Here is a 24,275-nt window from a genome sequence, read left to right as displayed (position 1 = left end):
CAGCCCCTTGGGCGCAACCGACACCTCGCCCGCCCCGCGGCTGCCCGTCCGCCTGAAGGTGTCCGTCGACGTCCGGCGCGATCAGCAGCCGCACCACGACACCCGGATCGACGCCCACCTGCGCGTAAAGGCGGTCGGCGTCGGACCGAGCGACGAGGTGCCCGCCGTCGAACTCGCCGTCGTCATCGCGCTGGACGTCGCCGCCGAGCGCCGCCAGGACGCGGCCGCCGCCCTGGCCACCGCCCTGCGCGCCCTGCCCGACGGCCTCTCCTTCACCGTCCTGGGCGGCGCCGACGCGACCGGGGCCCCGGCCAGCTGCTATCCGCTGCGCGGCCGCTGGGCGCTGTCCGGCACGGCAGAAGCGCCGGGCCGCGTTCAGCGCGGGCCGGATCGCGCCGGCCGCCGGGGACCGGCCGCCCATCGGATACCCGGCCTGGCTCGCCGCCGCCCGCGAACTGTTCGCGGAGCGCCCGCTCCCGGTACGGCACCTGCTCCTGATCACCGACGGGAGCAGCGACGACGGGACGGACGCCCCTGACCTGGACGCCCCCGGCCCGACCAACAGCGCGCTCACCGCCGAACTGGGGCGTTGCGCCGGGCGGTTCACCGCGGACGTGCTCGCGCTCGGCGGCGACTGGGACCCCGCGCCGCTGCTCGCCGTCGTGGAGCGGCTGCACGGCAGCCCCGTCGACGCGCCGGACCGGTTCGGCCCCGCCGTCACGGAGGCAGTGCGGCGGCTGCGCCGGGTCCGCAGCCCCGAACTTCCCGTCTCGGTCCGGGCGCGCCCGGCGGTGCGCGAGGTCACCCTGATCGAGACCGCCCCCCGCCGGCAGGTGCTCGACGCGGTGCACCGGCCGGACGAGCCGCGCCGGTTCGACTTCCCCACCCACCAGTGGGAGCCGGGCACCCGCGACTACCTCCTCACCCTGCGGGTCGACGGAGCACCGACCCGCTGGGCGTCCTGCTGCAGCTGGCCACCGTCTCCGTAGGCGACTCCATCGCCCCGCTGCTGGTCCGCTGGCTGCCGCCCGGAGTCGCGGTAGGCGCGGAAGGGAGCGGCGACGGGGGCGGCACCCTCCAGGCGATGAACGTCGCCACCCGGATGCGGACCGCCCTGGACCGCGGATACCTCGCCCTGGACCCGCTGACCAGGGGCGAGGCCGAGCAGCAGTTCGGCCTCGCGGTCAGGCTGGCCAACGAGATCGGCGCCGACTGGGTCCTGGACAAGGTCCGCGAGGTGGCCGAGATCCTGGAGGGCTCCCGGGGCGTCGTCCGGGTCGGCCCGACCGTGGACCCGGCCACCGTGCGCCGCGGCCGGCTGCACATCGCCTCCGGCCACCTGCTGGACCTGCCGGAACACCCCGCCGGGAGGCCGCCGACCTGCCAGGACTGCCGCCACCCCGCCGGGCCCCACGCCCGGTACTGCATCGCCTGCGCAAGGCAGCTGTGATGCCCCCGCCGACCCGTCGCACCCGCACCCGGCGGACCCGCCGCGCGAGCGGCTCCCGCACCAGACGGCTGCTCGAACTGCACCTCGCCGTCCTGGTGGTGACCGCACTCGTCTCGACGGGCCTCCTGCTCGCCTCCTACCGCGAGGTGCAGAACTCAGCGGGCGAGCTGCGCACCCGTGGCGCGCCGGCCGTCCAGGGAGTCTCCGCCACCCAGCTCGCCCTGCTCCGCGCCCACCAGGAGGCCGAGGCCTCGGTCCACCAGGGTATCGACAACGTGATCGGCGCCGGAGCCCGCTACGAGAACCAGCTCTCCGCCGCCGACCAGGGACTGTCCCGGCTCTCCGACGTACAGATCGACGGCGAACGCGGCCGGGGCGTCCTCGAAACGGTCACCGGCCTGCTGACCTCGTACAGCAGCTCGATGACGCCCGGCTCCGTCAAGTACGTGGACGACGACCTGATGCAGCGGGAGAAGTTCCAGGAGGCCGAACGCATCCTCAGACGGCAGGGCACCGGAGTGGTGCCGCGCCTGGATGTCCTGCAGCAGCACCAGATGCAGCGGGTCGGCCGGGTCAGCTCCATGGGGGCCCTCCAGCAGACCGGCTGGGCGGCCGCCGAACTGGGCCTCCTGATCATGGCACTGACCTCGCTCTCCGCGCTGTGGGTGCTGCGGGTGCGCTGCGGACGCAGCCACGACCCCTGGTTGCTGCTCGCTCTGCTGGCCGCGGTCGCCCTGGCCGTCGTCCCGCTGTGGGCGACCACCGCCACCCAGGTACGGCTGGACGCCGCCCGCGAACGGCTCGTCGCGATCGAGGCACGCGCCCATGGCACCCAGGACCTGGCGGCCTCCCAGCAGGACGTCATCGAGAAGTCCACGGCCCTGCGCGGCGGGCTGGCCGCCCAGCGCTGGCAGAGCTGGACCTACTACGGGGCGCTGGGCGGCGGCGCGCTGATCGTCCTGCTGCCGGCCGTCGGCATCTGCCGACGGCTCAACGCCGACTACTGGAGGGCCGGATGACCCGGCTGAACCGCGTCCTGCTGCTCGTCCTGGCACTGTTCCTGACCGCCGCCGGCTGCGGGCTCTCGGCTCCCGGCGGCAGCGACGAGGAGCCGAAGGTGACGATCCTCGGCCCGTGGACCGACGACCAGGAACGGCGGTTCAAGGAGGTGCTGGACGGCTTCGGCATCCCGTACACCTACCAGGGGACCGCTGCCACCCGCGAGGTACTGCTCGCCGAGGTCCAGGCCGGCAACCCGCCCGACATCGCGATCCTGCCGGGCGTCGGTGAGCTGGTCGAGTACGCGGAGGAGGACCGGCTCCATGGGCGACGACGGCGCCTCCGGCTGGCCCGGCAGCGACTGGATCGAGGACCTGATCCTCCAGCGTGCCGGCCCGACGCTCTACGAGCGCTGGGCGACCGGCGACCTGGCGTGGACCGACGAGCGCGTGAGCAGCGCCTGGACCACCTGGGCCGGGCTGCTCGCCCAGGACCGGGACGCCGCCCGCGACGCGCTCCTGGACGACCACCGGGGCCCGGTCGGCGGGCACGGGCTGCTCTTCGGCGGTGGCTGCGACCTGGAGCACCAGGGCTCCTTCGCCCGTGCCTTCTACGGGGACCGCGAGGAGGCGGCCGGTTTCATGGACTCGGCGCCGCTGCTGCCCGGCGGCCCGCACACGGTGAAGGCCCACGAGGTGGCGGCCGACTTCGCCGCGCTGTTCGGCCGCGGCGGCAGGGCCCGTGACATGATCAGGCGGCTCGCCTCCCGTGAGGGCCAGGAGGACTGGGGCCGCAGGGGCGGGGTCTTCTCACCGAACGCGGCGGTCCCGGCCAAGAAGGGCGCGGTGGAGAAGGAGATCAGCAGCCGCTTCACCGAGCAGCGGGTGCCGCTCTGCCTGGACGCCTCAGACGTGATGCCGGCCGCCGTACGGGACGCGTTCTACGAGGCGGTGCTGCTGACCGTCGCGCATCCGGAGGAACCGGTACGGCAGCGGCTGGAGGACATCCAGAAGGTCCAGGACGCCCAGTCGTCCGACACACCCCGGCTGACCGGAGTGTGCGGCAGAGCACAGTGAACGCCGAGGATGCCCCTGTTGGGTTCCCACAAAAGGTGAGGGGTGCGGGCTGGCACTTCGCCTGCATGGAGCAAGGCTTCTGTCAGGCTCCACCAGGAAACCGGGCAGGAGACTGTACGGAGTCGACGGCAGGATTTTCTTGCCGGACTTCGTAGGGTCGGTACATGACCGTTGTGGACGAGACCCAGGGCGAGCCGAGCGACACCCGTGGCCGGGTGGCGGAACTGCTGGCGCTGCGTGAGCAGGCCCGGCGCGGGCCGAGTGACCGGGCGACCGAGGCGCAGCACGCGAAGGGCAAGCTGACGGCGCGTGAGCGTATCGAGCTGCTGGTGGATCCGGGTTCGTTCAAGGAGGTCGAGCAGCTGCGTCGGCACCGGGCGACGGGTTTCGGTCTGGAGGCGAAGAAGCCGTACACCGACGGTGTGATCACCGGCTGGGGCACGGTGGAGGGCCGCACGGTCTTCGTCTACGCGCATGACTTCCGGATCTTCGGCGGGGCGCTGGGTGAGGCCCATGCCACGAAGATCCACAAGATCATGGACATGGCCATCTCGGCGGGTGCGCCGCTGGTCTCGCTGAACGACGGTGCGGGTGCCCGTATCCAGGAGGGTGTTTCGGCGCTGGCCGGTTACGGCGGCATCTTCCAGCGCAACACCCGGGCTTCGGGTGTGATCCCGCAGATCAGCGTGATGCTGGGCCCGTGCGCGGGCGGCGCGGCCTACAGCCCGGCGCTGACCGATTTCGTGTTCATGGTCCGTGAGACCTCGCAGATGTTCATCACCGGTCCGGATGTCGTGAAGGCGGTCACCGGTGAGGAGATCACCCAGAACGGTCTCGGTGGCGCGGATGTGCACGCGGAGACCTCGGGTGTGGCGCACTTCGCGTACGACGACGAGGAGACCTGCATCGCGGAGGTCCGGTACCTGATCGGGATGCTGCCCTCGAACAACCGCGAGAACCCTCCCATGGTCGAGAGCGACGATCCGGCCGACCGGCGCGGCGACGTCCTGCTGGACCTGGTGCCGGCCGACGGCAACCGCCCGTACGACATGCACAAGGTCATCGAGGAGCTCGTCGACGACGGCGACTACCTGGAGGTCCACGAGCGCTGGGCCCGCAACATCATCTGCGCGCTGGCCCGGCTCGACGGCCAGGTCGTCGGCATAGTCGCCAACCAGCCCCAGGCCCTGGCCGGCGTCCTGGACATCGAAGCCAGCGAAAAAGCCGCCAGGTTCGTCCAGATGTGTGACGCGTTCAACATCCCCATCGTCACTCTTTTGGACGTACCCGGCTTCCTGCCCGGTGTGGATCAGGAGCACGGTGGAATCATCCGGCACGGGGCGAAGCTGCTCTACGCCTACTGCAACGCCACGGTGCCGAGGATCTCGCTGATCCTGCGCAAGGCCTACGGCGGCGCGTACATTGTCATGGACAGCCAGTCCATCGGCGCCGACCTCACCTATGCCTGGCCGACCAACGAGATCGCGGTGATGGGTGCCGAAGGTGCCGCCAACGTCATCTTCCGCCGCCAGATCGCGGATGCCGAGGACCCCGAGGCCATGCGGACCCGCATGGTCAAGGAGTACAAGGCCGAACTCATGCACCCCTACTACGCCGCAGAGCGCGGCCTGGTCGACGACGTCATCGACCCCGCCGAGACCCGTGAAGTCCTGATCGCCTCACTGGCCATGCTCCGCACCAAGCACGCAGACCTGCCGTCCCGCAAGCACGGCAACCCCCCGCAGTAGTCCGCAGCACTGCCGAGAAGACGGAGAGACACCCATGACCACTGCCGCCGAGTCCGTGCTGCGCGTCGAGAAGGGCCTGGCCGACCCCGAGGAGCTGGCCGCCATAACCGCGGTCCTGCTCGCCCGCGCCGCCGCCCAGCCCGCAGCAGCCACCCCCGCCCACCGGGTCCGCGACACAGCCGGCTGGCGCCGCCTGGAGCGCACCCCCGGCTTCCGAGCCCCCCACAGCTGGCAAGGCTGACCCCTCCCGGCCCATCAGGACGTCGTCGGCCGGATCAGTCCGTCCGGCGATTGAGGACAAAGCACGGCCAAAGGCCGGGCGCACCACAACGAAAGGCCCCGCACCCCCCAGCAAAGGGGCGCGGGGCCTCACGCGTATCCGGCGGAAGACCTACCGCAGGCGCGCCATCAACGCATGCTCCACCAACGTGATCAGCGCACTCTTGGCATCCGCCCGATGCCGCGCATCCGTAGTCAGAATCGGCGTGTCCGGCCCGATCTGAAGGGCTTCGCGGACTTCGTCGGGGGTGTAGGGCTGGTGTCCGTCGAAGCCGTTGAGGGCGATGACGAAGGGGAGTCCGCTGTTCTCGAAGTAGTCGACGGCGGGGAAGCAGTCGGCGAGGCGGCGGGTGTCGACGAGTACGACGGCGCCGATGGCGCCGCGTACGAGGTCGTCCCACATGAACCAGAAGCGGTCCTGGCCGGGTGTACCGAAGAGGTACAGGATCAGGTCCTGGTCCAGGGTGATGCGTCCGAAGTCCATGGCCACCGTGGTGGTGGTCTTGTCCCCGGTGTGTGTGAGGTCGTCGATGCCCGCGGATGCGGACGTCATCACGGCTTCGGTGCGCAGCGGATTGATCTCCGAAACAGCACCGACAAACGTGGTCTTACCCACGCCGAAGCCCCCTGCCACCACGATCTTCGCCGAGGTAGTGGAGCGGGCCGCTCCGCCGCTAGAGCTTGCGAAGTCCACTGAGCACCCTTTCGAGCAGTGTCACATCTGGCTGGCCGCCGGCGGACTCTTCGCCGCCGGGCTGGTGGATAGCGACGAGTCCGGCCTCAGCCAGGTCGGCTACGAGGATCCGGGCAACGCCGAGAGGGATCGAGAGCAGGGCCGAAATCTCGGCCACTGACTTGATCTCGATGCACAGCCGGCAGATCCGCTGGTGCTCGGGCAACTGCCCTTGCAGCCGGGACGGATCAGCCGTCGTACTGACCAACGCCTCAATGGCGAGTTGGTAGCGCGGTCGGGTCCGTCCACCTGTCATGGCGTACGGACGAACCAGCGGATTGTGCGCGGCGGGAGCGGCCGGCTCGGGGGTCCACCGCGGCTGCACCGGCTCGATACGGGGCGGCGGCTGCGGGGAGTCGTACCGGTGCGGACGCTGCGGCCGCTGAGGCTGCTGCGGCTGCTGGGGCCAGTCGTCCGAGCCGCGCGCGTCCTGGTGCGGCCAGTCGTCGGCGCCCTGGGCACGACGAGGCTGCCGGAACGGCTGAAAAGGCTGCTGTCCGCCCTGTCTGCCGGGCGGAGAGGGGAAGTCGAAGCCATCGCCCCTGTGCTCACCCGGTACCTGCTGACCACCGTTGAACTGGTGCTCGCCTGGGGGTGTACCCACGGTTCCTCCTCCGCCTGCCGGTCCCGGTCCCAGTGTGTCCGCGCCACCGAACCCTATGGCGCGGTGACGCGAAACGCACTGTCTGTCTACTAGTTAAGAAGGCTTCCCTGAAGTTCGGCGCGGAGGTCCGGAGTGAGGACACCGCCGGCGCGATCCACCAGAAGCGCCATTTCGTACCCAACCAGACCGATATCGGCGTCCGGGTGTGCAAGGACGGCCAAGGAAGATCCATCGGAGACGGACATGATGAAGAGGAATCCTCGCTCCATCTCCACAACTGTCTGATTCACGGCGCCGCCCTCGAAGATCCGCGAGGCACCCGCGGTCAGCGAGGTCAGACCGGAGGCGACAGCCGCCAGCTGGTCGGCGCGGTCACGCGGAAATCCCTCGGACATCGCCAGCAGGAGTCCGTCGGCGGAGACCACCACCGTGTGCGACACCCCGGGGGTGTTGTCCACGAAGTTGGTGATCAACCAGTTCAGATTCTGCGCCGCCTGGCTCATCGGGCTCACACTAACGCTCCTGGTTGTAGGTATTACTGCTGTCCGAACCCGCGTTACGTCCCCGCAGGACGCCCCGCCGCAGGTTGCTCAACCTGCCACGCACGTCCTCCGGGGCGCGGGAGACCTGGGGGCCGCCCTGCTGGGTCTGCTCGGCCGTGCCCTCGACCAGGTTGGCCTTGGGGACGCGCCGGGGAAGACCGGAGGGGGTGACCCCGCCCGCCTTCGGTTCCCGGAGCTGCTCGGCCCGCTCCCAGCGCTCGTCGTTCGCCGACCGCCAGTCGTCCGTTCCGTCCGCGCCGTCCGGATTCTGCTGTGCTGACACGGGCTGCCGCGGCGGCTTCTGCCCCTGCGGCTGCTCCTGCGCGGCGGCGGGCCGTTCGTTCCCGAGCCCGGTGGGCTGCCAGTGCTGCTGGCCGCCCCGGCGCGGCAGACCGGCCTCGGTCATCTCGTGGCCGGAGTTCGGCACGGGGCCCGAACGGTCGAAGCCTACGCTGTCCGGCGATTCGGCGGGGGCGCTCCCAACAGATTCCGGTTCGGCCTGGACCGGGGCCTCGTAACCACCCTGGTAGCCGCCCTGATCCGGCCACTTCTCCTGCTGGGGCTGGGTGGCGTACTGCCCGTCGTAAGCCTGCTGAGGTGTCCCGGGGGCCGGGTATGCCGACTCCGGATAGCCATTCTGCGACGGGTAGTCGGGCTGTTGGACGTAGCCGGTGTCACCGCGGAACGGGTCGTAGCCGCCCTCGTACGCCGGCTGTCCGTACTGCTGCTGGTCCTGCTGACCGTCCCGCTGCTGAGGCTCGGGGGCGTACTGGCCGTCCTGCCGGGGCTCCAGCGCGTACGGGTCCGCGGCGGCGTAGGGGGCCTCTTCGTACGCCGCTTGCGGGTACTGCTCCTGGGACTCCTGCTGCGGGAACGCCGTCTGCTCCCCGGCGCCGGTCTGCGTCTCCAGGGCCGCGCGGCGCTCCTCGCGCATCAGCGAGCGGCCCACCGGGTCGAGCTGTGCGGCTTCCTCCGACGCCTCGCCGTAGCGGGAGTCGTCGAAGCCGAGCTCGGCCGCGGTACGCAGCTGGGGCTGGAGCGGCGGCGCGTCGAACGCCTGCTGCTGCGGAATGATCGAGGAGACCGTGAAGTCGTCGTGCGAGGGCGCGCCCTCGCCACCGCCACCGTGGGTGATGGCGTCGGGCAGCATGACCAGCGAAGTGGTCCCGGCCTGCTCGCCAGAAGGGCGCAGCTGGACCCGGATGCCGTGCCGGTCGGCGAGCCGGCCGACCACGAACAGGCCCATGCGCTGGGAGACCGCGGCGTCCACCGTCGGCGGGTTGGCCAGCTTGTGGTTGATGTCGGCGAAGTCCTCAGCGGTGAGGCCGATGCCCTTGTCGTGGATCTCGATCATCACGCGGCTGTCCGGCAGCCGGGTCGCGGTGACCCGCACCTTGGTCTGCGGCGAGGAGAACGTCGTGGCGTTCTCCAGCAGCTCGGCCAGCAGGTGGACGAGGTCGGTGACGGACTGGCCGTGGATCTCGCTCTCCGGCACCCCGGAGAGCTCGATGCGCTCGTAGGACTCCACCTCGGAGGAGGCGGCGCGCAACACGTCCACCAGCGGCACCGGCTGGTTCCAGCGGCGGCCGGGCTCCTCGCCCGCGAGGACGAGAAGGTTCTCGCCGTTGCGGCGCATACGGGTCGCGAGGTGGTCCAGCCGGAAGAGGCTCTCCAGCTGGTCCGGGTCGGCCTCGTTGTTCTCCAGGTCGGTGATGAGGGTCAGCTGGCCCTCGATGAGCGACTGGTTGCGGCGCGAGAGGTTGGTGAAGATCGCGTTGACGTTGCCCCGCAGCATGGCCTGCTCGGCCGCCAGCCGGACCGCCTCGCGGTGCACCTGGTCGAAGGCGCGGGCGACCTCGCCGATCTCGTCCTGGCTGTTGATCGGGATCGGCTGGACACGGGTGTCGACCCGGCCCGGGGCGGTCCGCGAGAGCTGGTCGACGAGCGAGGGCAGCCGCTGCTCGGCGATACCGAAGGCGGCGTTGCGCAGCCGGCGCATCGAGCGGCTCATCTGGCGGGCCATGAGCCCGGCCAGGAGGAAGGCGGCCAGCAGCGCGATGATCACGACGGCGGCGTTGACGATGGCGTCGGTGCGGGCGTCGGCGGAGATGTCCGCGGCCTCGGTCACCGCCTTGTCGACGAGCTCGTCCTCGACCGTGGTGTAGCCGTCGAACTTGGCCGTGGCGGCTGCCATCCAGGTGTCGGGGGTGATCCCCTTCGCCTTGAGCTGGGCGGGGGTCCGGCCCAGCCCGAGCTGCTGGGCCATGCCGTCGTAGACCGAGCCGTCCACCGTGGGCGGCGTCACGAACGGGACGCCCGCCGCGTCGGCCTTCTCCTTGGCGGACTTGACCTGGGCAGCGCCCTCGGCCGCCTTGCCCGCCATGACCTTCTTCAGTCGGGCCGCGTCGGTCTCCGTACCGCCGGAGACGAACTCACCGAGGGCGATCTGCTCCAGGTAGTTGTACGAGCCGAAGGCCTTGACCTGTTCGTTGAACTTGCCCTTCTCCTGGCTGGGCCGTACCAGCAGGTGCATGCCCATGGAGCGCTGAAGCGATTCTGCAGCCTTGGCCAGCTCGATCGCGTAGACGGTACGGCCGTAACTGGTGATGTTGCCGGTGCCGAGACCGAGCTCGTTGCAGAACTCCATCAGGGAGTGCTGGACCTGGACGTAGCCCTCTTCCGTCTTCACCGGGTCCATGGCCTCGGCGTAGGCGGCCTTGCGCAGATCGGGAAGGCCGGGCTCCTCCAGCCGGAACAGCTTGAGGCGGCGCTCCAGGCCCGCCTTCCTGGGCATGCCCTGGACGGCCTTGTCGAACTTGTCGGCGGCCGCGTCAGTGGTGGCCCGTACCTCGGAGACGGCCGCCGCGTCGCGCTTGTTGGAGAGCAGCGGCTGAGCGCTGAGGTCGCGCTCGTTCAGCAGCGCCTGGCCGTACTCGGAGGCCGCCCGCACGATCAGCGCGGTCTTCTCGGCGTCCTGGGCCTCCTGCCAGGTGTCGATCGACCCCTTCACCTGGAAGCCGCCCATGACCAGCCCGACCAGTACGGGGATCAGGAGGATCGCGTTCAGCCGGGTGGGCACCCGCCAGTTGCGTGGGGACATCCGGCTGGTGCTGCCACCGGCCGGGGTCCCTTCGGACACGTCGGCGGAAGACGCCGCGGCACGCGGCGGGGTGAAGCTGCCCCGCTCCGGCTGCGCCGTGGAGCCCTCGTTGTTACGCCTCACTCGACCAACAACCTCTCGGCGTCGGCACCTACGTTGTGCCGTGTTTGTTCAGGGCCGTGCTACTCGGGAGTTCGTCGAATTGCAGCACGTGGAACGGCCGCGTTCCAAACAGTCGGGACCGGCGATTCCAAGTGGCGCAGGCCTCAGATAAAACGGGCATAAAGAACGAGCCCCGCCAAAAGGCGGGGCTCAGTTGAGCACAGTGGTACCGCGCGTACGCATCGGGTGTCGGTCGTGAAGTAATTCTCTTTCGAAACGTTATGAACACGGGGGCGGATCGTGTCAAAGGACACAGTCCGCCCCCGTGTGACTACTTTGGCTGCCGTACGGCAATACCGACTTGTGCCTACTTGAGCCTTGCCATCAATGCGTGCTCCACCAGCGTGATCAGACCGCTCTTGGCGTCACCGCGGTGCCGGGCGTCGGTCGTGATGATCGGCGTGTCCGGCCCGATCTGAAGGGCTTCGCGGACTTCGTCGGGGGTGTAGGGCTGGTGTCCGTCGAAGCCGTTGAGGGCGATGACGAAGGGGAGTCCGCTGTTCTCGAAGTAGTCGACGGCGGGGAAGCAGTCGGCGAGGCGGCGGGTGTCGACGAGTACGACGGCGCCGATGGCGCCGCGTACGAGGTCGTCCCACATGAACCAGAAGCGGTCCTGGCCGGGTGTACCGAAGAGGTACAGGATCAGGTCCTGGTCCAGGGTGATGCGTCCGAAGTCCATGGCCACCGTGGTGGTGGTCTTGCCTCCGGTGTGTGTGAGGTCGTCGATGCCCGCGGATGCGGACGTCATCACGGCTTCGGTGCGCAGCGGATTGATCTCCGAAACAGCACCGACAAACGTGGTCTTACCCACGCCGAACCCGCCTGCCACCACGATCTTCGCCGAGGTGGTGGCACGGGCGGCACCGCCACTAGAGCTTGCGAAGTCCACTGAGCACCCTTTCGAGCAGTGTCACATCCGGCGCGCCGCCGGCCTCTCCGTTGCCCGGCTGGTGGATGGCCACCATGCCGGCTTCCGCCAGGTCCGCTACGAGGATCCGGGCCACGCCGAGCGGCATCGACAGCAGGGCCGACACCTCGGCCACCGACTTGACCTCGCGGCACAGGTGGCAGATCCGCTGGTGCTCGGGGAGCAGTGTCCCCAGGTGCGTGGGGTCGGCCGTGGTGCTGACCAGAGCCTCTATCGCTAGCTGGTAGCGCGGTCGGGTCCGGCCGCCGGTCATGGCGTACGGACGAACCAGCGGCTGGTCGCCTTCACCTTCGTACGACGCGTGGTTCAGCGCGCCGTACGGATCGGGTGAGGCGGGTGGCGGGGTCATGAATCCTCCGGGCGTGACAGCAGGATGTCGGCTTGCCGTCGGAAGGGGCCGGTGGGGGGCTGTAAGCGGCCGGACGGGCGAGGGTTGATTGCAATACCTGGGGTAATCGTCTGTGTCACCGATTCACGGCCGCCTAGTGGAGCAGGCTGCCCTGGAGCTCGGCGCGGAGGTCCGGGGTGAGGACGGTGCCCGCCCGGTCGACCAGAAGCGCCATTTCGTACCCGACCAGACCGATGTCGGCGTCCGGATGGGCGAGTACGGCAAGTGAGGAACCGTCGGAGACGGACATCAGGAAGAGGAACCCGCGTTCCATCTCCACCACGGTCTGGCTGACGGCGCCGCCTTCGAAGATCCGGGAGGCACCCGCGGTCAGCGAGGTCAGACCGGAGGCGACAGCCGCCAGTTGGTCGGCACGGTCGCGCGGGAAACCTTCGGACATCGCCAGCAGCAGGCCATCCGCGGAGACCACCACCGTGTGCGACACCCCGGGGGTGTTGTCCACGAAGTTGGTGATCAGCCAGTTCAGATTCTGCGCGGCCTGACTCATCGGGCTCAACTAACGCTCCTGCTGGTGAGTGGGGCCGATGGGGAAACTGCCGGTCGACTGGCCGTTGTTGGCCTGACGCCCCTGCTGAATGCCCCGGCGGAGATTGGTAAGACGCCCGCGCACATCATCGGGCGCACGCGAGACCTGGGGACCGGACTGGTGATTCTGCTGCTGGGCGGTGCCCGGCACCAGATTGGCACGCGGTACCCGGCGAGGCAGACCGGAAGTGGTAATTCCGCCTGCTGCGGGCTTCTTCACCCGCTCCGCCTGCCGGACGAGTTCGTCGTTCGGCGAGGCGCGCCAGGAGCTCGTGACGCCGTTGGTGTCGCCCGGTCCGCGCTGCGGTGCGGGCGGTGCGGGACGCGCCTCGGCGGGCTGCTGCTGAGGGAAGCCGGATGCCTGCGGCGCGGCGGGCTGCTGCTGGTGGTTCGGCTGCTGCCCGTGCTGCTGGCCGTTCTGGTACTGGCCGTTCTGCTGCGGACCGTGGAACCAGTTGGTCTCCAGCGTGTCGTACAGCGGGGTACGGCCGTCGCCGGGCCCGGAGGCCGGCGGAAGCGCCTCGGGCTGCTGAGGCTGCTGCGGCAGGGCCGGCCGGTACTGCGGGTCCTGCGGCGCGACGGGCGGCCGCGGAGCACCGAAGTCCTCGTTGCCGCGGTCGCGCCGGACGAGTCCGGGCTGTCCCTGTCCCGGGACCTGTCCCTGGCCCTGGCCCTGGTTCTGCGGCTGGCCGAAGTCGGGGCGGGGGAACTGCGCGGTGTTCGCCGGATCCGGCGTCTGCGCACCCGGAGCGGGCGCCGAGAAGTCCGGGCGGGCGAACTCCGAGGTGGAGCCCGGTCCCTGCCGGTCGTCCATCGGACGGCGAGGGGTGAGCGGCGGCGGGCTCAGCGGCCGCTGGAACTGGTTGGTGGACTCGGGCTCCTCGTGGCCCCGGGGGGCGTCGAGCGGGGAGCGCTGCTGGGGTGCGGACTGTTCCTCGGAGCCCCAGCTGGTGGCCTGCGGGCGCTGCGGAGCGGGGAATCCACTGTTCGGCGCGGCCGGTGCGGGGTTGCCGCCGGGCAGCTCCGCACGCGGACCGCCGACCGGAGGCAGCTGGCGGCCGTTCTCGCCGGGACCGCCGGGCTGCTGGAAGCCGCCGCCCTGGCCGCTCTGCTCCGGGCGCCGCTGACTGAACAGGCTGCCCTGGCCCGGGTCCGTACGCCCGGCGCCGCCCTGGCCGCGGGCGCCCAGCCGGGCACCGCCGCCGAAGGCGCCGGAGAGGCCGCGGCCCTGACGCGGCGGCTCCTGGCGTGAGCCGTCCTGCGGCTGCCGGGCCTGCGGGCCGGTGCCGGAGAGCCCGGCGCTCTGGAAGTCGGAGCCCGGCTGACCGGGCCGGCCGTTCGGCGCACCCGGACCGTTCTGGCCGGGCTGTCCCGGCTGGCCCTGCGGGTTCTGGGACCGGGCTGCGGTGTCCCGGGCGGGCAGCGCGGCGCGCGGACCGGAGCCCGCACCGACCTGACCGCGGCCGGCACCGGGTCCGGCGGGGAGCCGGCCGCCGGGCGCCGACTGAGCGCTGTCGAGGCCGGGGCGCGGCGCGGGCGCACCGCCGGCGAGCAGGCCGCCGGGAGCGGGCTGCTGGCCCTGGGCCTGCTTCGGCACCGGCATCTTGCCGCCGTGCGCGACATCGACGGGGAGCATGACCAGCGCGGTCGTGCCCCCGGAGTCGGAGGGCCGCAGCTGAATGCGGATGCCGTGACGCAGGGACAGCCGGCCGACCACGAACAGACCCATGCGGCGGGAGACCGAGACGTCCACGGTGGGCGGCGAGGCGAGCCGCTCGTTGATCGCCGCGAGGTCCTCGGGGGAGAGGCCGATACCCGTGTCGTGGATCTCGACGAGCACCCGGCCGTCGGGCAGCGCGTGACCGGTGACCCGGACCTTGGTCTGCGGCGAGGAGAACGACGTGGCGTTCTCCAGCAGCTCGGCGAGGAGGTGCACGAGGTCGTTGACGACCCGGCCGGCGACCTCGGTGGCGGGCACCGCGGCCAGCTCGATGCGCTCGTACTGCTCCACCTCGGAGGCGGCGGCACGGAGCACGTCGACCAGCGGCACGGGGCGGGTCCACCGGCGGCCCGGCTCCTCGCCCGCGAGGACGAGGAGGTTCTCGCCGTTCCGGCGCATACGGGTCGCGAGGTGGTCGAGCTTGAAGAGCGAGGACAGCTGGTCCGGGTCGGCCTCACGCGACTCCAGCTCGGAGATGAGCGAGAGCTGACGCTGGATGAGGCCCTGCGAACGGCGCGAGAGGTTGGTGAACATCGCGTTGACGTTGCCCCGGAGGAGGGCCTGCTCGGCGGCGAGACGGACGGCTTCGCGGTGCACGTCGTCGAAGGCCGCGGCGACCTTGCCGATCTCGTCGCGGGAGTGCACACCGACGGACTCGACCGAGGTGTCGACGTCCTGCGGGTCGGCCTCGGAGAGCTGCTTGACGAGCTCCGGCAGCCGGTCCTGGGCGACGCGGGTGGCCGTGTCCTGGAGCCGGCGCAGCGAGCGGATCATCGACCGGGCGACGACGAAGGCGCCGACGAGCGAGACACCGAGCACCAGCAGGATCAGCGCACCGGAGATGATCGCCTCGCGCTGGGACTCGTCGCGCAGTTCGCGCGCCTTGCCCTCCATGTCGCTGAGGAGCGTCTCCTCGATCTGCTTCATGGCCTGGATCTTGGTGGAGTCCTGGTCGTACCAGTCGAGGTACGAACGCCGGGCCGTCCCGGTCATGCTGGTCGGGCTGTCGAGCACCTTCTTGGCGTAGGTGTCGGCGGCCTTGATCTCCGGGTTGCCCTCGTCGAGCGTGGCGGTCAGCTCGGCCGCGCTGTTGCCGGTGGTCGTGTAGATCAACTCGAACGAGCGACGCGCCAGTTCTTCCTTGCGCAGCGCCGCCAGGCCGAACTGCCGGTCGTTCGAATCGAGCTTCGGCTGCTTGTCGTTGCCGCTCGGCAGCGCCGCGGCGATGACCGCGCGCTGGACCGAGGCGTACTCCTTGGCGGAGGAGAAGGCCGCCAGGGCACGGGTCCGCTTGATCATCTCGGGGCTGCTGGTCGCCTGCGCCATGTCCTGCGAGAGGCTCAGCAGCGAGGTGATCAGCTGGCTGTACGCGTCGACGGTCTGAAGGCTCGGCGTGCCCTTGGCGAACGCCTGCTTGCGGATGTCGCGGATGCCGCCCAGCTGCGAGGCGATCTGCTGGACGCTGGAGTGGATGCTCTCCAGCGCCTCGTCGCCCTCGGTGTCGCCGATGTCGTTCGTCGCGTCGAAGAAGGCCTTCTTGGCCCGGTCGGTCTTCTTCCGCGGCTCGGTGACCTTGAAGTCGTCGGCCGGCACTCCATTGGACAGCGGGCCGGCCGACCGGTCGCGCTCCTCCTGGAGCGCCTGGGCCAGCGAGGTCGCCTGCTTGGTCATCTGGGTCAGCAGCTGCATGTGCTCCAGCTGCTGGATGTCGTTCATGGAGTCGTTGATGCGGAGACCACCCAGCGTGGTCGCCGCGACCACGGGGAGGGCGAGCAGGGAGACCAGGCGCGTGCTGATGCGCCAGTTGCGCAGAGCTACCCGCGATCCGGTGTTGACCGGGCCCTGAGGCTTCGGTGACGCGACCGCGTCGGCGTTGTCGCCCGACGGTGCGCCGGAGCGCTTGGCGCGGTCTGTGGTGTCGCCGGCCGAGGCCGGTCCGGGGTTCTGGGCGTGCTGGGGCGAGGAGCCGCGGTCGGTCCCGCCGCGCGGCTCCTGTTCAGCCGCTGCGCTGCCATCCCTCTTGAAACGTCCCTGCACTAGCGTCGCAACCTCTGGACCAGGCGTTCCCCCCGTCATGGACGGATGGAACGGTGTCGGCGTCGTGGGGCGTTGTACCGCCCCATGGTGGTCGTGAGTGACCGGCGTTCTTCCCCTTCCCGCCGCCACTCGGATCGGCGCTGCGTTGCGCCCCCTGCGCGCCGGCCTGAAACCTGCGGCGGTGCGTGGAATTCCAGCACAGTGCAGGATCTCCAACAAGGGCCAGGTACCGGGCTGTGACCTGGGTGACACGTTGTGATGGCTGCGTAACAAGCCGTGGAGCCGATTCGCCGTCAAAGCGGACTATTGAGGGTGAATCAGGTGAGGGTGGCGGGTGTCCCAGACGACATGATCAGGAGCGGAATGGTAGATTCAGTGATGCAATGTCTGGTTTGACCGGTCGGACCGGCCGCCCGGATTGAGGTAATTGTCGGGTCAATGGTGAGCAAACTCACATGATGATCGTCGTCTCTTCCGGGCTCCGGTAGGGAATTGGATGTTTAGCCTGACGCTTTACAGGGATGGCAGAACCGACAACCGGCGCCCCTCCGGCGGCGCCCCTACCGACAGGGTCCGAACGGCAGATGAAGACGACGATGATGTTCCGCAACATTGCCAACCCCCGGCGCACGACGCTGGCGCACCTCAAGGACGCCGAAGCGCTGCAGACCCCGGAGCTGCCGGAGCACGCGCTCGACCTGCCGACGCAGACGGCCAACCCCCGCCGCACGATCCTCATGGTCGCCCCCGCCTCCGCCACCGCCGCCGCGGAGTGAGCCGGGAGTAATACGCGCGGCCTCTCCCCTCACGGGCGTTAGCCTGGAGCCCCAGTCTTCAGTCAGCCAGCAAGTGAGGGGCCACAGCTTCCCGTGCGCATCGCCAGGTTCTCCATCGACGGCAATGTCGCCTTCGGCGCCGTCGAGGGCGACGGGCCCGATGGTCTCGTCCTCGACATCATCAAGGGCATCCCGTACGCCGAGTTCGAGCTCTCCGGGACCAAGGTCCCGCTGAACAAGGTCCGGCTGCTGCCGCCCGTGCTCCCCAACAAGGTCGTGGCCATCGGCCGCAACTACGCGGAGCACGCCGCGGAACTCGGCAACGAGGTCCCCGACGTCCCCGTCGCCTTCTTCAAGCCCACCACCTCGGTGATCGGCTCCGGCGACGCCATCGAGTACCCCTCCTTCTCCGAAGAGGTGCACCACGAGGCCGAACTGGCCGTGGTCATCGGCCGGATGTGCCGCGAAGTGCCGCGCGAGCGGGTCAAGGACGTCATCTTCGGCTACACCTGCGCCAATGACGTCACCGCGCGTGACGCCCAGAAGCGCGAGAAGCAGTGGGCCAGGGCCAAGGGCTTCGACACCTCCTGCCCGCTCGGCCCCTGGGTGGAGACAGACCTCGACCCCAGCGACCTCACCATCCAGGCCACGGTCAACGGCGAGCAACGCCAGCTGGGCCGGACGAGCGAGATGATCCGCTCCATCGAGGACCTGGTCGTCCACATCACGGAAGCCATGACGCTGCTCCCCGGCGATGTGATCCTCACCGGCACCCCCGCAGGGGTCGGCCCCCTGCACGTCGGCGACGAGGTCGCCGTCACCATCGAAGGCATCGGCACTCTCACCAACAAGGTGATCAAGCGTGGCTAACACTGACGTGCGCGTACGTTTCTGTCCCTCCCCGACCGGCAACCCCCACGTCGGCCTGGTCAGGACGGCTCTCTTCAACTGGGCCTTCGCCCGGCACCACCAGGGCACCCTGGTCTTCCGCATCGAGGACACCGACGCGGCGCGCGACTCCGAGGAGTCGTACGAGCAGCTCCTCGACTCGATGCGCTGGCTCGGTCTCGACTGGGACGAGGGCCCCGAGATCGGCGGCCCGCACGCCCCGTACCGCCAGTCGCAGCGGATGGACATCTACCGGGACGTCGCCGGGAAGCTCCTCGCGGCCGGTCACGCGTACCACTGCTACTGCACGACAGAGGAGCTCGACACCCGCCGCGACGCCGCCCGCGCCGCAGGCAAGCCCTCCGGTTACGACGGCCACTGCCGCGACCTGAGCGACGAGCGGAAGGCCGCGTACGAGGCCGAGGGCCGCACCTCGATCGTCCGCTTCCGGATGCCCGACGAGGCGATCACCTTCACCGACCTGGTCCGCGGCGACATCACCGTCCAGCCGGAGAACGTGCCGGACTACGGCATCGTCCGCGCCAACGGCGCCCCGCTCTACACGCTGGTCAACCCGGTCGACGACGCGCTGATGGAGATCACCCACGTCCTGCGCGGCGAGGACCTGCTCTCCTCCACCCCGCGCCAGATCGCGCTGTACCGCGCGCTCACCGAGCTGGGCATCGCCAAGCAGACCCCCGCGTTCGGCCACCTGCCGTACGTCATGGGCGAGGGCAACAAGAAGCTCTCCAAGCGTGACCCGCAGGCCTCGCTCAACCTCTACCGCGAGCGCGGCTTCCTGCCCGAGGGGCTGCTCAACTACCTCTCGCTGCTCGGCTGGTCGATCGCGGAGGACCGCGACATCTTCGACATCGACGAGATGGTCGCCGCGTTCGACATCGAGGACGTCAACGCCAACCCGGCCCGCTTCGACCTCAAGAAGTGCGAGCACATCAACGCCGAGCACATCCGCCGGCTCGACGTGAAGACCTTCACCGAGGCCTGCGGCCCCTGGCTGAAGGCGCCGTTCGCCCCCTGGGCCCCGGAGGCCTTCGACGCGGACCTGTTCGCGGCGATCGCCCCGCACGCCCAGACCCGTGTCACGGTCCTCTCGGAGATCACGGCCAACGTCGACTTCCTCTTCCTCGACGAGCCGGTCACCGACGAGGCGTCCTGGGCCAAGGCGATGAAGGAGGGCTCCTACGCCCTGCTCGTGACGGCCCGCGCCAAGCTGACCGAGGCGGAGTGGAACACGGACGCCCTCAAGGCCGCCGTCCTCGCCGCAGGTGAGGAGCACGGTCTGAAGCTCGGCAAGGCGCAGGCGCCGGTTCGCGTCGCCGTCACCGGCCGCACGGTCGGCCTGCCGCTCTTCGAGTCCCTGGAGGTCCTGGGCCGCGAGAAGACCCTCGCCCGGGTGGACGCCGCACTGGCGAAGCTCACCGCCTGACCGCCTGAGCAGGCCCCGGATCACGCGAGCCGGCTCCTCACCCGCTACTGGTGCTTGGCCACCCGCAGCAGGTGAAGGGCCGGCTCCGGCAGTTCATGGCCCTTGGGCCAGACCGCGTGCAGGACGCGTTGCAGCCGGACGGCCGGGGTGACCTCGACCTCGACCAGACGGCCCGATGCCACGTCCTCGCGCACGGCGAGCGCGGAGAGGACGGCCGGTGCCAGCCCCCGGGCCGCTCCGCTGCGCAGCGGAGCGGTGGAGCCGAGCTCAAGAACCGGGACGGCGACGCCGTCGTACGCGCGCAGCGCCCGCTCCAGGGTCTCCCGGGTGCCGGAGCCCGCCTCGCGCAGCAGCAGCGGGGTGTCGGCCAGCTCGCGTCCGGTCAGGGCGCTGCGGCGGCGGGTCCAGGGGTGACCGGGGGCCACCACGACCGCGAGCCGGTCACGCCCCACCGCTGTTCGGTGCAGGTCGTCGGGGACCCTGGGCCCCTCGATGAAGCCCAGATCGCAGCCGCCGCGCCGCAGGGCCTCGACCACGCCCCAGCTGTTGGTCACCGTCAGCCCGACATGGGCGTCGGGGGCGCTCTCCCGCAGGGTTACGAGCCAGCCGGGCATCAGCTCCTCCGCGATGGTCAGACTGGCGGCGACCCGCAGCCGGCTGTCCTGCCGGGAGCGCAGCGCGGCGGCCCCCTCGACCAGCGCGGCGGCCCCTTCGAGCACCGTCCGCGCCCAGTCGGTCACCACCGCCCCGGCCGGGGTCAACCGGGACCCCGCGGTGGAGCGGTCCAGGAGCTGGAGCCCGAGACGGCGCTCCAGCGTCCGCATCCGGGCACTGGCCGACGGCTGGCTGATGAGCAGCCGCGTCGCCGCCCGGCCCAGGCTGCCGGTCTCCGCCACGCTCACGAGCAGCTGCAACGACTGCAGATCGGGCAGCGGCAGCTGCCCGAGGTCCTGGTTCCCGCCGCGCTCGCTCATAGGAAAACCCTCATAGGGCAACCCTATGGCCTGGGCTCCGGTTCGTGTCTACCGGGCGGCGGGGAACCCGACCACGCTGGTGATCATGACTCTGGACACCGAACACTCCCGGTCGCCGCCCGTGCGACAGCCGGCCAAGCCGTCATCCGGGGGCGGCGGGTCCACGCCGGGTCCGGTGCGCCGCAACGTCCCCGGCCTCGCGCTGGCCGGCATCGGGCTCGGGCTGGCCGAGAGGGTGCACGCCCTGCTGCCCGCCGTGCCGATGCTGACGGCGGCGGTGGTGCTCGGAGTCGTGGCGGCGCACCTTCCCGGCGTGCGGCCCTTCGTGCGCGGCCGGGGCCGGGTGGGGCTCTCGACAGCCGGAAAGCGGCTGATGCGCGCCGGCATCGTGCTGCTCGGGCTGAAGCTCAGCGTCGGAGACGTCCTCGGGCTCGGCTGGGCGACCGTGGCCATGGTGTTCGGCGTCGTCCTGGTGGCCTTCTTCGGCATCTGGTGGCTCGGCCGGAAGCTCGGGCTGCCAGGCGACCAGCCACTGCTGATCGCCACCGGCTACTCGATCTGCGGCGCCTCCGCGATCAGCGCGGTCAGCAGCGCGCTCGGCAAGGAGGACGACGACGAGCGGCTCGCGGCCGACGTGGCGACCTCGGTCGCGCTGGTCACCCTGTGCGGGACCCTCGCCATCGCCGTACTGCCGCTGCTGCACCAGCCGCTGGGCCTGGACACCGTGCAGTTCGGCCGCTGGGTGGGCGCCGGCGTGCACGACGTCGGCCAGGTCGTCGCCACCGCGCAGACGGCCGGGCCGACCGCGCTCGGTGAGGCCGTGCTGGTCAAGCTGATCCGGGTGGCGATGCTCGCACCGCTGGTCGCCGGGGTCGCCGTGGCCTACCGCCGACGGGTGCGCGGGGCGGCCGGTGACCGGCGGCGGGCGGGCGGCCGCCGCCCGGCCGTGGTGCCGCTGTTCCTGATCGGCTTCCTCGCGATGACGGCCCTGCGCAGCACGGGCCTGCTGCCCGCCGGAGCACTCGACGCCGCGGCCACCGGGCAGGAACTGCTGCTGGCCGCCGCGCTCTTCGGCCTCGGCACCGCCGTCCACCTGCCGACGCTCGCCCGCTCCGGAGCCAGGACCGCCGTCCTCGGCCTCGCCTCCTGGCTGGTCATCGCGGTGGCGAGCTACGGCGGCGTCCTGCTCACCACCTGAGCGGGCGCCGAGGGGGCGGTAGCATGGTCGTATGCCGATCCGAGCAGTGCTCTGGGACATCGACGACACGATCTTCGACTACACGGGCGCCGACCGTGTCGGCATGCGCAGGCATCTGGAGAACGAGGGCCTGCCCGACGGATACGCGTCCGCCGAGGGGGCCCTCGACGCGTGGCGGGCGATCACCGATGTGCAGTGGGAGCGATTCGCCGCGGGGGAGACCGACTTCCAGGGGCAGCGGCGCGAGCGGGTGCGTACGTTCCTGGGGCGGCCGCTCACGGACGCGGAGGCCGATCAGTGGTTCGCCCGGCACGTGGGTCATTACGAGGCCGCCTGGTCGCTCTTCCCCGATGCCGTGCCGGCCCTGGACCGGCTCGCCGACGGCTACCGCCATGCCGTGCTGTCGAACTCCAGCATCATCAACCAGGACCGGAAGCTGCGTGTTCTCGGTGTGCGCGACCGCTTCGAGGCCGTGGTGTGCGCCGTCGAACTGGGCATCTCCAAGCCGGAGGCCGGGGCGTTCCACGCCGCCGTCGAGGCCCTCGGGCTGGAGCCGCAGGAGGTCGTGTACGTGGGCGACCACCCGGACATCGACGCGGCGGGTGCGGTGGCGGCGGGACTGAGCGGCGTCTGGCTGGACCGGGACGGGCGTGGTGGGCGGCCCGAACTGGCCCGGATCACCGGTCTGGATCAGCTCCCCGGGTTGTTGGCGCGCAATACCCGTTTTGGAGCGCCGGACACCTTCGGGTAATGTTCTTCCTGCGCCGCCCGAGCGGGCCGAAGGATCCGGTCGGGAAGCGCACACGGAAATAAGACCCGCCAAGGGTTGCGTTTCAGTGGGCTATGGTGTAATTGGCAACACTACGGTTTCTGGTACCGTCATTCTAGGTTCGAGTCCTGGTAGCCCAGCGCAGAGCTTCATCTGTACAACACGCCCCCGTTGTGTAGCGGCCTAGCACGCTGCCCTCTCACGGCAGTAGCGCCGGTTCGAATCCGGTCGGGGGTACAGATCCTTCCCGCGAGAACATCTGGGTCGCACCCACGCTCTCGATGCAGGATCGCTAGGGCCCCCGTTGTGTAGCGGCCTAGCACGCTGCCCTCTCACGGCAGTAGCGCCGGTTCGAATCCGGTCGGGGGTACTTGTAACACCATGGGCTATGGTGTAATTGGCAACACTACGGTTTCTGGTACCGTCATTCTAGGTTCGAGTCCTGGTAGCCCAGCGCAAAACAAGCAAATCGCAGGACACAGGCCCCCGTTGTGTAGCGGCCTAGCACGCTGCCCTCTCACGGCAGTAGCGCCGGTTCGAATCCGGTCGGGGGTACAAGCAGAGCAACAGGCAGAAGGCCTCTCACTCCGGTGAGGGGCCTTCTGCCTGTGCGTGCCCGCATGCCCGCGCGTGCTCATGTCCGGTCCCCGGACCGCCACTTGACGCATCAGCCGCGCGTGCTCCGCCAAGTAGTCGCCCTCGCAGGGATATCCGAGGCGGATGGGTGTGGCCGTCCTGGGTGGTCGGCCACCCCAACCGGTCCAGCAGTCGGTCGACTTCGGCCCGCGCGGCTACCGTCTCGACCGGCAGCCGGCCGACCTGGAGCAGCGCCCGGCATGTTCCACCGCAAGGCGTGGGCGGTGATCAACCGCGAGGAGAAGAAGTCCCGGCAGCACGTGGGCTGTGGCACGGGGCGTATGTGGTGCCCGGGGGCGGCTACGAGTCCATCTACGCGGATATGCCGGCGTACGGACTGGCCGCGGCGACCGGGTCACTGCCGGTCGAGAGCCGGGGGCGCCGGGCGGCGGACCGCTTCGCGCACCGTTCACCGGCGGAGTCAGGTGAAGCGGGGTGAAGCGGTGTGAGGCGAGGTGAAGCGAGAGGTGACGTGAGGTTCTGAAGGGGCCGCCACGACGCTGGGGCGGCCGGTGCCGGAGGGGCGGGGTGCGCCGGTTCAGCCGGTGCGGCGCAGCGCTTCGCTGAGTCGGGCGGCCGAGTCGATGATGGCCTGAGCGTGCATCCGGCCCGGGTGACGGGTCAGCCGCTCGATCGGACCGGAGACCGAGACCGCCGCGACCACCCGGTTCGAGGGGCCGCGTACCGGTGCGGAGACCGAGGCGACGCCCGGTTCCCGCTCGCCGATCGACTGGGCCCAGCCCCGGCGCCGTACGCCGGAGAGCGCCGTCGCGGTGAAGCGGGCGCCCTGGAGGCCCCGGTGCAGGCGCTCCGGTTCCTCCCACGCCATCAGGATCTGGGCGGACGAGCCCGCCTTCATGGTGAGCGTGGAGCCGACCGGCACGGTGTCCCGCAGACCGGACAGCCGCTCCGCCGCCGCCACGCAGATCCGCATGTCGCCCTGCCGGCGGTAGAGCTGGGCGCTCTCCCCGGTGATGTCGCGAAGGTGGGTGAGCACCGGTCCGGCCGTGGCGAGCAGCCGGTCCTCGCCCGCCGCCGCCGCGAGCTCCGACAGCCGGGGGCCGAGAATGAAGCGGCCCTGCATGTCCCTCGCCACCATGCGGTGGTGTTCCAGTGCCACGGCCAGCCGGTGGGCCGTGGGTCTTGCGAGCCCGGTCGCCGCGACCAGCCCGGCGAGGGTGGCCGGACCGGACTCCAGGGCGCTCAATACCAGAGCTGCCTTGTCGAGAACGCCGACGCCGCTAGAGTTGTCCATACGACGATACTCGCGTCTCA

At 70.5% G+C, this 24,275-nt stretch carries 20 protein-coding genes, 5 tRNA genes and 2 pseudogenes; 17 read left to right on the top strand and 10 right to left on the bottom strand.

Annotated elements, in window-relative coordinates:
* Nucleotides 1–320 precede the first annotated feature (320 nt).
* The 6 genes and pseudogenes from RLT59_RS09595 (at nucleotide 321) to RLT59_RS09570 (ending at nucleotide 5,514) form a co-directional block, all read left to right on the top strand.
* The gene (locus RLT59_RS09595; RefSeq protein ID WP_311307665.1) at nucleotides 321–989 is read left to right on the top strand and encodes a vWA domain-containing protein; all 669 of its coding nucleotides are present in this window, start codon (nucleotides 321–323) and stop codon (nucleotides 987–989) included.
* Between the two features lie 95 nt (nucleotides 990–1,084).
* Nucleotides 1,085–1,450, top strand: coding sequence for a hypothetical protein (locus RLT59_RS09590; RefSeq protein WP_311303004.1), 366 nt, complete (start codon nucleotides 1,085–1,087; stop codon nucleotides 1,448–1,450).
* Nucleotides 1,450–2,469, top strand: coding sequence for a GlnX family signal transduction membrane protein (locus RLT59_RS09585; RefSeq protein ID WP_311303003.1), 1,020 nt, complete (start codon nucleotides 1,450–1,452; stop codon nucleotides 2,467–2,469). The genes RLT59_RS09590 and RLT59_RS09585 overlap by 1 nt, the downstream gene beginning before the upstream one ends.
* Nucleotides 2,466–3,525: pseudogene (locus RLT59_RS09580) on the top strand (carbohydrate ABC transporter substrate-binding protein). Before RLT59_RS09585 ends, RLT59_RS09580 begins: the two are co-directional and overlap by 4 nt.
* A 164-nt stretch (nucleotides 3,526–3,689) precedes the next feature.
* On the top strand, nucleotides 3,690–5,273 hold the full coding sequence (locus RLT59_RS09575) for an acyl-CoA carboxylase subunit beta (protein ID WP_311303002.1): 1,584 nt from the start codon (nucleotides 3,690–3,692) through the stop codon (nucleotides 5,271–5,273).
* Nucleotides 5,274–5,307: 34 nt separating this feature from the next.
* Entirely contained in the window at nucleotides 5,308–5,514 is a 207-nt protein-coding gene (locus RLT59_RS09570; protein WP_311303001.1) for an acyl-CoA carboxylase subunit epsilon, read from the top strand.
* Nucleotides 5,515–5,664: 150 nt separating this feature from the next.
* Here the strand turns inward: RLT59_RS09570 and RLT59_RS09565 are convergent, their stop codons facing one another.
* The 8 genes from RLT59_RS09565 to RLT59_RS09530 form a co-directional block, all read right to left on the bottom strand.
* Complete coding sequence (locus tag RLT59_RS09565) at nucleotides 5,665–6,246, bottom strand: GTP-binding protein (RefSeq protein ID WP_014048542.1); 582 nt, start codon at nucleotides 6,244–6,246, stop codon at nucleotides 5,665–5,667.
* Nucleotides 6,227–6,889 carry a DUF742 domain-containing protein gene (locus tag RLT59_RS09560; RefSeq protein WP_311303000.1) on the bottom strand — a complete coding sequence of 221 codons (663 nt, stop codon included), beginning with the start codon at nucleotides 6,887–6,889 and terminating at the stop codon, nucleotides 6,227–6,229. Before RLT59_RS09560 ends, RLT59_RS09565 begins: the two co-directional genes overlap by 20 nt.
* 89 nt (nucleotides 6,890–6,978) lie before the next feature.
* On the bottom strand, nucleotides 6,979–7,392 hold the full coding sequence (locus RLT59_RS09555) for a roadblock/LC7 domain-containing protein (protein ID WP_037779127.1): 414 nt from the start codon (nucleotides 7,390–7,392) through the stop codon (nucleotides 6,979–6,981).
* A gap of 10 nt (nucleotides 7,393–7,402) precedes the next feature.
* Nucleotides 7,403–10,654 carry a sensor histidine kinase gene (locus RLT59_RS09550; protein ID WP_311302999.1) on the bottom strand — a complete coding sequence of 1,084 codons (3,252 nt, stop codon included), beginning with the start codon at nucleotides 10,652–10,654 and terminating at the stop codon, nucleotides 7,403–7,405.
* Between the two features lie 346 nt (nucleotides 10,655–11,000).
* The gene (locus RLT59_RS09545; RefSeq protein ID WP_073738725.1) at nucleotides 11,001–11,582 is read right to left on the bottom strand and encodes a GTP-binding protein; all 582 of its coding nucleotides are present in this window, start codon (nucleotides 11,580–11,582) and stop codon (nucleotides 11,001–11,003) included.
* Nucleotides 11,563–11,970: a DUF742 domain-containing protein gene (locus RLT59_RS09540; protein ID WP_311302998.1), complete on the bottom strand. Its 408-nt coding sequence runs from the start codon at nucleotides 11,968–11,970 to the stop codon at nucleotides 11,563–11,565. Before RLT59_RS09540 ends, RLT59_RS09545 begins: the two co-directional genes overlap by 20 nt.
* Before the next feature lie 133 nt (nucleotides 11,971–12,103).
* Nucleotides 12,104–12,517 carry a roadblock/LC7 domain-containing protein gene (locus RLT59_RS09535; RefSeq protein WP_024495006.1) on the bottom strand — a complete coding sequence of 138 codons (414 nt, stop codon included), beginning with the start codon at nucleotides 12,515–12,517 and terminating at the stop codon, nucleotides 12,104–12,106.
* Between the two features lie 9 nt (nucleotides 12,518–12,526).
* Nucleotides 12,527–16,312, bottom strand: a complete 3,786-nt coding sequence (locus RLT59_RS09530; protein WP_311302997.1) for a sensor histidine kinase — start codon at nucleotides 16,310–16,312, stop codon at nucleotides 12,527–12,529.
* Between the two features lie 584 nt (nucleotides 16,313–16,896).
* On the opposite strand from RLT59_RS09530, the gene RLT59_RS09525 reads away from it, so the two are divergent.
* The 3 genes from RLT59_RS09525 (at nucleotide 16,897) to gltX (ending at nucleotide 19,423) form a co-directional block, all read left to right on the top strand.
* The gene (locus RLT59_RS09525) at nucleotides 16,897–17,088 is read left to right on the top strand and encodes a hypothetical protein (RefSeq protein WP_311302996.1); all 192 of its coding nucleotides are present in this window, start codon (nucleotides 16,897–16,899) and stop codon (nucleotides 17,086–17,088) included.
* A 93-nt stretch (nucleotides 17,089–17,181) separates the two neighbouring features.
* Nucleotides 17,182–17,958, top strand: a complete 777-nt coding sequence (locus RLT59_RS09520) for a fumarylacetoacetate hydrolase family protein (RefSeq protein ID WP_311302995.1) — start codon at nucleotides 17,182–17,184, stop codon at nucleotides 17,956–17,958.
* Nucleotides 17,951–19,423 (top strand): glutamate--tRNA ligase, encoded by a 1,473-nt coding sequence (gene gltX, locus RLT59_RS09515; protein WP_311302994.1) that lies wholly within the window; start codon nucleotides 17,951–17,953, stop codon nucleotides 19,421–19,423. Before RLT59_RS09520 ends, gltX begins: the two co-directional genes overlap by 8 nt.
* A 44-nt stretch (nucleotides 19,424–19,467) precedes the next feature.
* Here gltX and RLT59_RS09510 read toward each other — a convergent pair whose 3' ends face one another.
* Nucleotides 19,468–20,397, bottom strand: coding sequence for a LysR substrate-binding domain-containing protein (locus RLT59_RS09510; RefSeq protein ID WP_311302993.1), 930 nt, complete (start codon nucleotides 20,395–20,397; stop codon nucleotides 19,468–19,470).
* 85 nt (nucleotides 20,398–20,482) lie between these two features.
* Between RLT59_RS09510 and RLT59_RS09505 the strand changes: the two genes are divergently transcribed.
* From RLT59_RS09505 to RLT59_RS09470, 8 genes and pseudogenes are all read left to right on the top strand, one after another.
* Nucleotides 20,483–21,595: a YeiH family protein gene (locus tag RLT59_RS09505; RefSeq protein WP_311302992.1), complete on the top strand. Its 1,113-nt coding sequence runs from the start codon at nucleotides 20,483–20,485 to the stop codon at nucleotides 21,593–21,595.
* A 31-nt stretch (nucleotides 21,596–21,626) separates the two neighbouring features.
* Complete coding sequence (locus RLT59_RS09500; protein WP_311302991.1) at nucleotides 21,627–22,346, top strand: HAD family hydrolase; 720 nt, start codon at nucleotides 21,627–21,629, stop codon at nucleotides 22,344–22,346.
* Nucleotides 22,347–22,432: 86 nt separating this feature from the next.
* Nucleotides 22,433–22,504 (top strand) — tRNA-Gln (locus RLT59_RS09495).
* Between the two features lie 24 nt (nucleotides 22,505–22,528).
* A tRNA-Glu gene (locus RLT59_RS09490) sits at nucleotides 22,529–22,601 on the top strand.
* Between the two features lie 60 nt (nucleotides 22,602–22,661).
* Nucleotides 22,662–22,734: transfer RNA gene (locus RLT59_RS09485), tRNA-Glu, on the top strand.
* Between the two features lie 12 nt (nucleotides 22,735–22,746).
* A tRNA-Gln gene (locus RLT59_RS09480) sits at nucleotides 22,747–22,818 on the top strand.
* A gap of 28 nt (nucleotides 22,819–22,846) precedes the next feature.
* Nucleotides 22,847–22,919: transfer RNA gene (locus RLT59_RS09475), tRNA-Glu, on the top strand.
* Nucleotides 22,920–23,188: 269 nt separating this feature from the next.
* Nucleotides 23,189–23,439: pseudogene (locus RLT59_RS09470) on the top strand (monooxygenase family protein); the annotation flags it as partial.
* Between the two features lie 99 nt (nucleotides 23,440–23,538).
* On the opposite strand, the gene ndgR reads toward RLT59_RS09470, so the two are convergent.
* Nucleotides 23,539–24,255, bottom strand: coding sequence for an IclR family transcriptional regulator NdgR (gene ndgR, locus RLT59_RS09465; protein WP_024490257.1), 717 nt, complete (start codon nucleotides 24,253–24,255; stop codon nucleotides 23,539–23,541).
* Nucleotides 24,256–24,275 lie beyond the last annotated feature (20 nt).

This window comes from Streptomyces sp. ITFR-6 (assembly GCF_031844725.1).
Classification (GTDB): domain Bacteria; phylum Actinomycetota; class Actinomycetes; order Streptomycetales; family Streptomycetaceae; genus Streptomyces.
This window is presented reverse-complemented; position numbering and strand designations above follow the sequence as displayed.

Bases quoted from the DNA above. Each gene is read 5' to 3' on its own strand.
- RLT59_RS09510 (WP_311302993.1), bottom strand. From the start codon at position 20,397: ATGAGCGAGCGCGGCGGGAACCAGGACCTCGGGCAGCTGCCGCTGCCC.
- RLT59_RS09570 (WP_311303001.1), top strand. From the start codon at position 5,308: ATGACCACTGCCGCCGAGTCCGTGCTGCGCGTCGAGAAGGGCCTGGCC.
- RLT59_RS09590 (WP_311303004.1), top strand. From the start codon at position 1,085: ATGAACGTCGCCACCCGGATGCGGACCGCCCTGGACCGCGGATACCTC.
- RLT59_RS09535 (WP_024495006.1), bottom strand. From the start codon at position 12,517: ATGAGTCAGGCCGCGCAGAATCTGAACTGGCTGATCACCAACTTCGTG.
- RLT59_RS09540 (WP_311302998.1), bottom strand. From the start codon at position 11,970: ATGACCCCGCCACCCGCCTCACCCGATCCGTACGGCGCGCTGAACCAC.
- RLT59_RS09505 (WP_311302992.1), top strand. From the start codon at position 20,483: ATGACTCTGGACACCGAACACTCCCGGTCGCCGCCCGTGCGACAGCCG.
- RLT59_RS09555 (WP_037779127.1), bottom strand. From the start codon at position 7,392: ATGAGCCAGGCGGCGCAGAATCTGAACTGGTTGATCACCAACTTCGTG.
- RLT59_RS09500 (WP_311302991.1), top strand. From the start codon at position 21,627: ATGCCGATCCGAGCAGTGCTCTGGGACATCGACGACACGATCTTCGAC.
- RLT59_RS09525 (WP_311302996.1), top strand. From the start codon at position 16,897: ATGAAGACGACGATGATGTTCCGCAACATTGCCAACCCCCGGCGCACG.
- ndgR (WP_024490257.1), bottom strand. From the start codon at position 24,255: ATGGACAACTCTAGCGGCGTCGGCGTTCTCGACAAGGCAGCTCTGGTA.
- RLT59_RS09585 (WP_311303003.1), top strand. From the start codon at position 1,450: ATGCCCCCGCCGACCCGTCGCACCCGCACCCGGCGGACCCGCCGCGCG.
- RLT59_RS09575 (WP_311303002.1), top strand. From the start codon at position 3,690: ATGACCGTTGTGGACGAGACCCAGGGCGAGCCGAGCGACACCCGTGGC.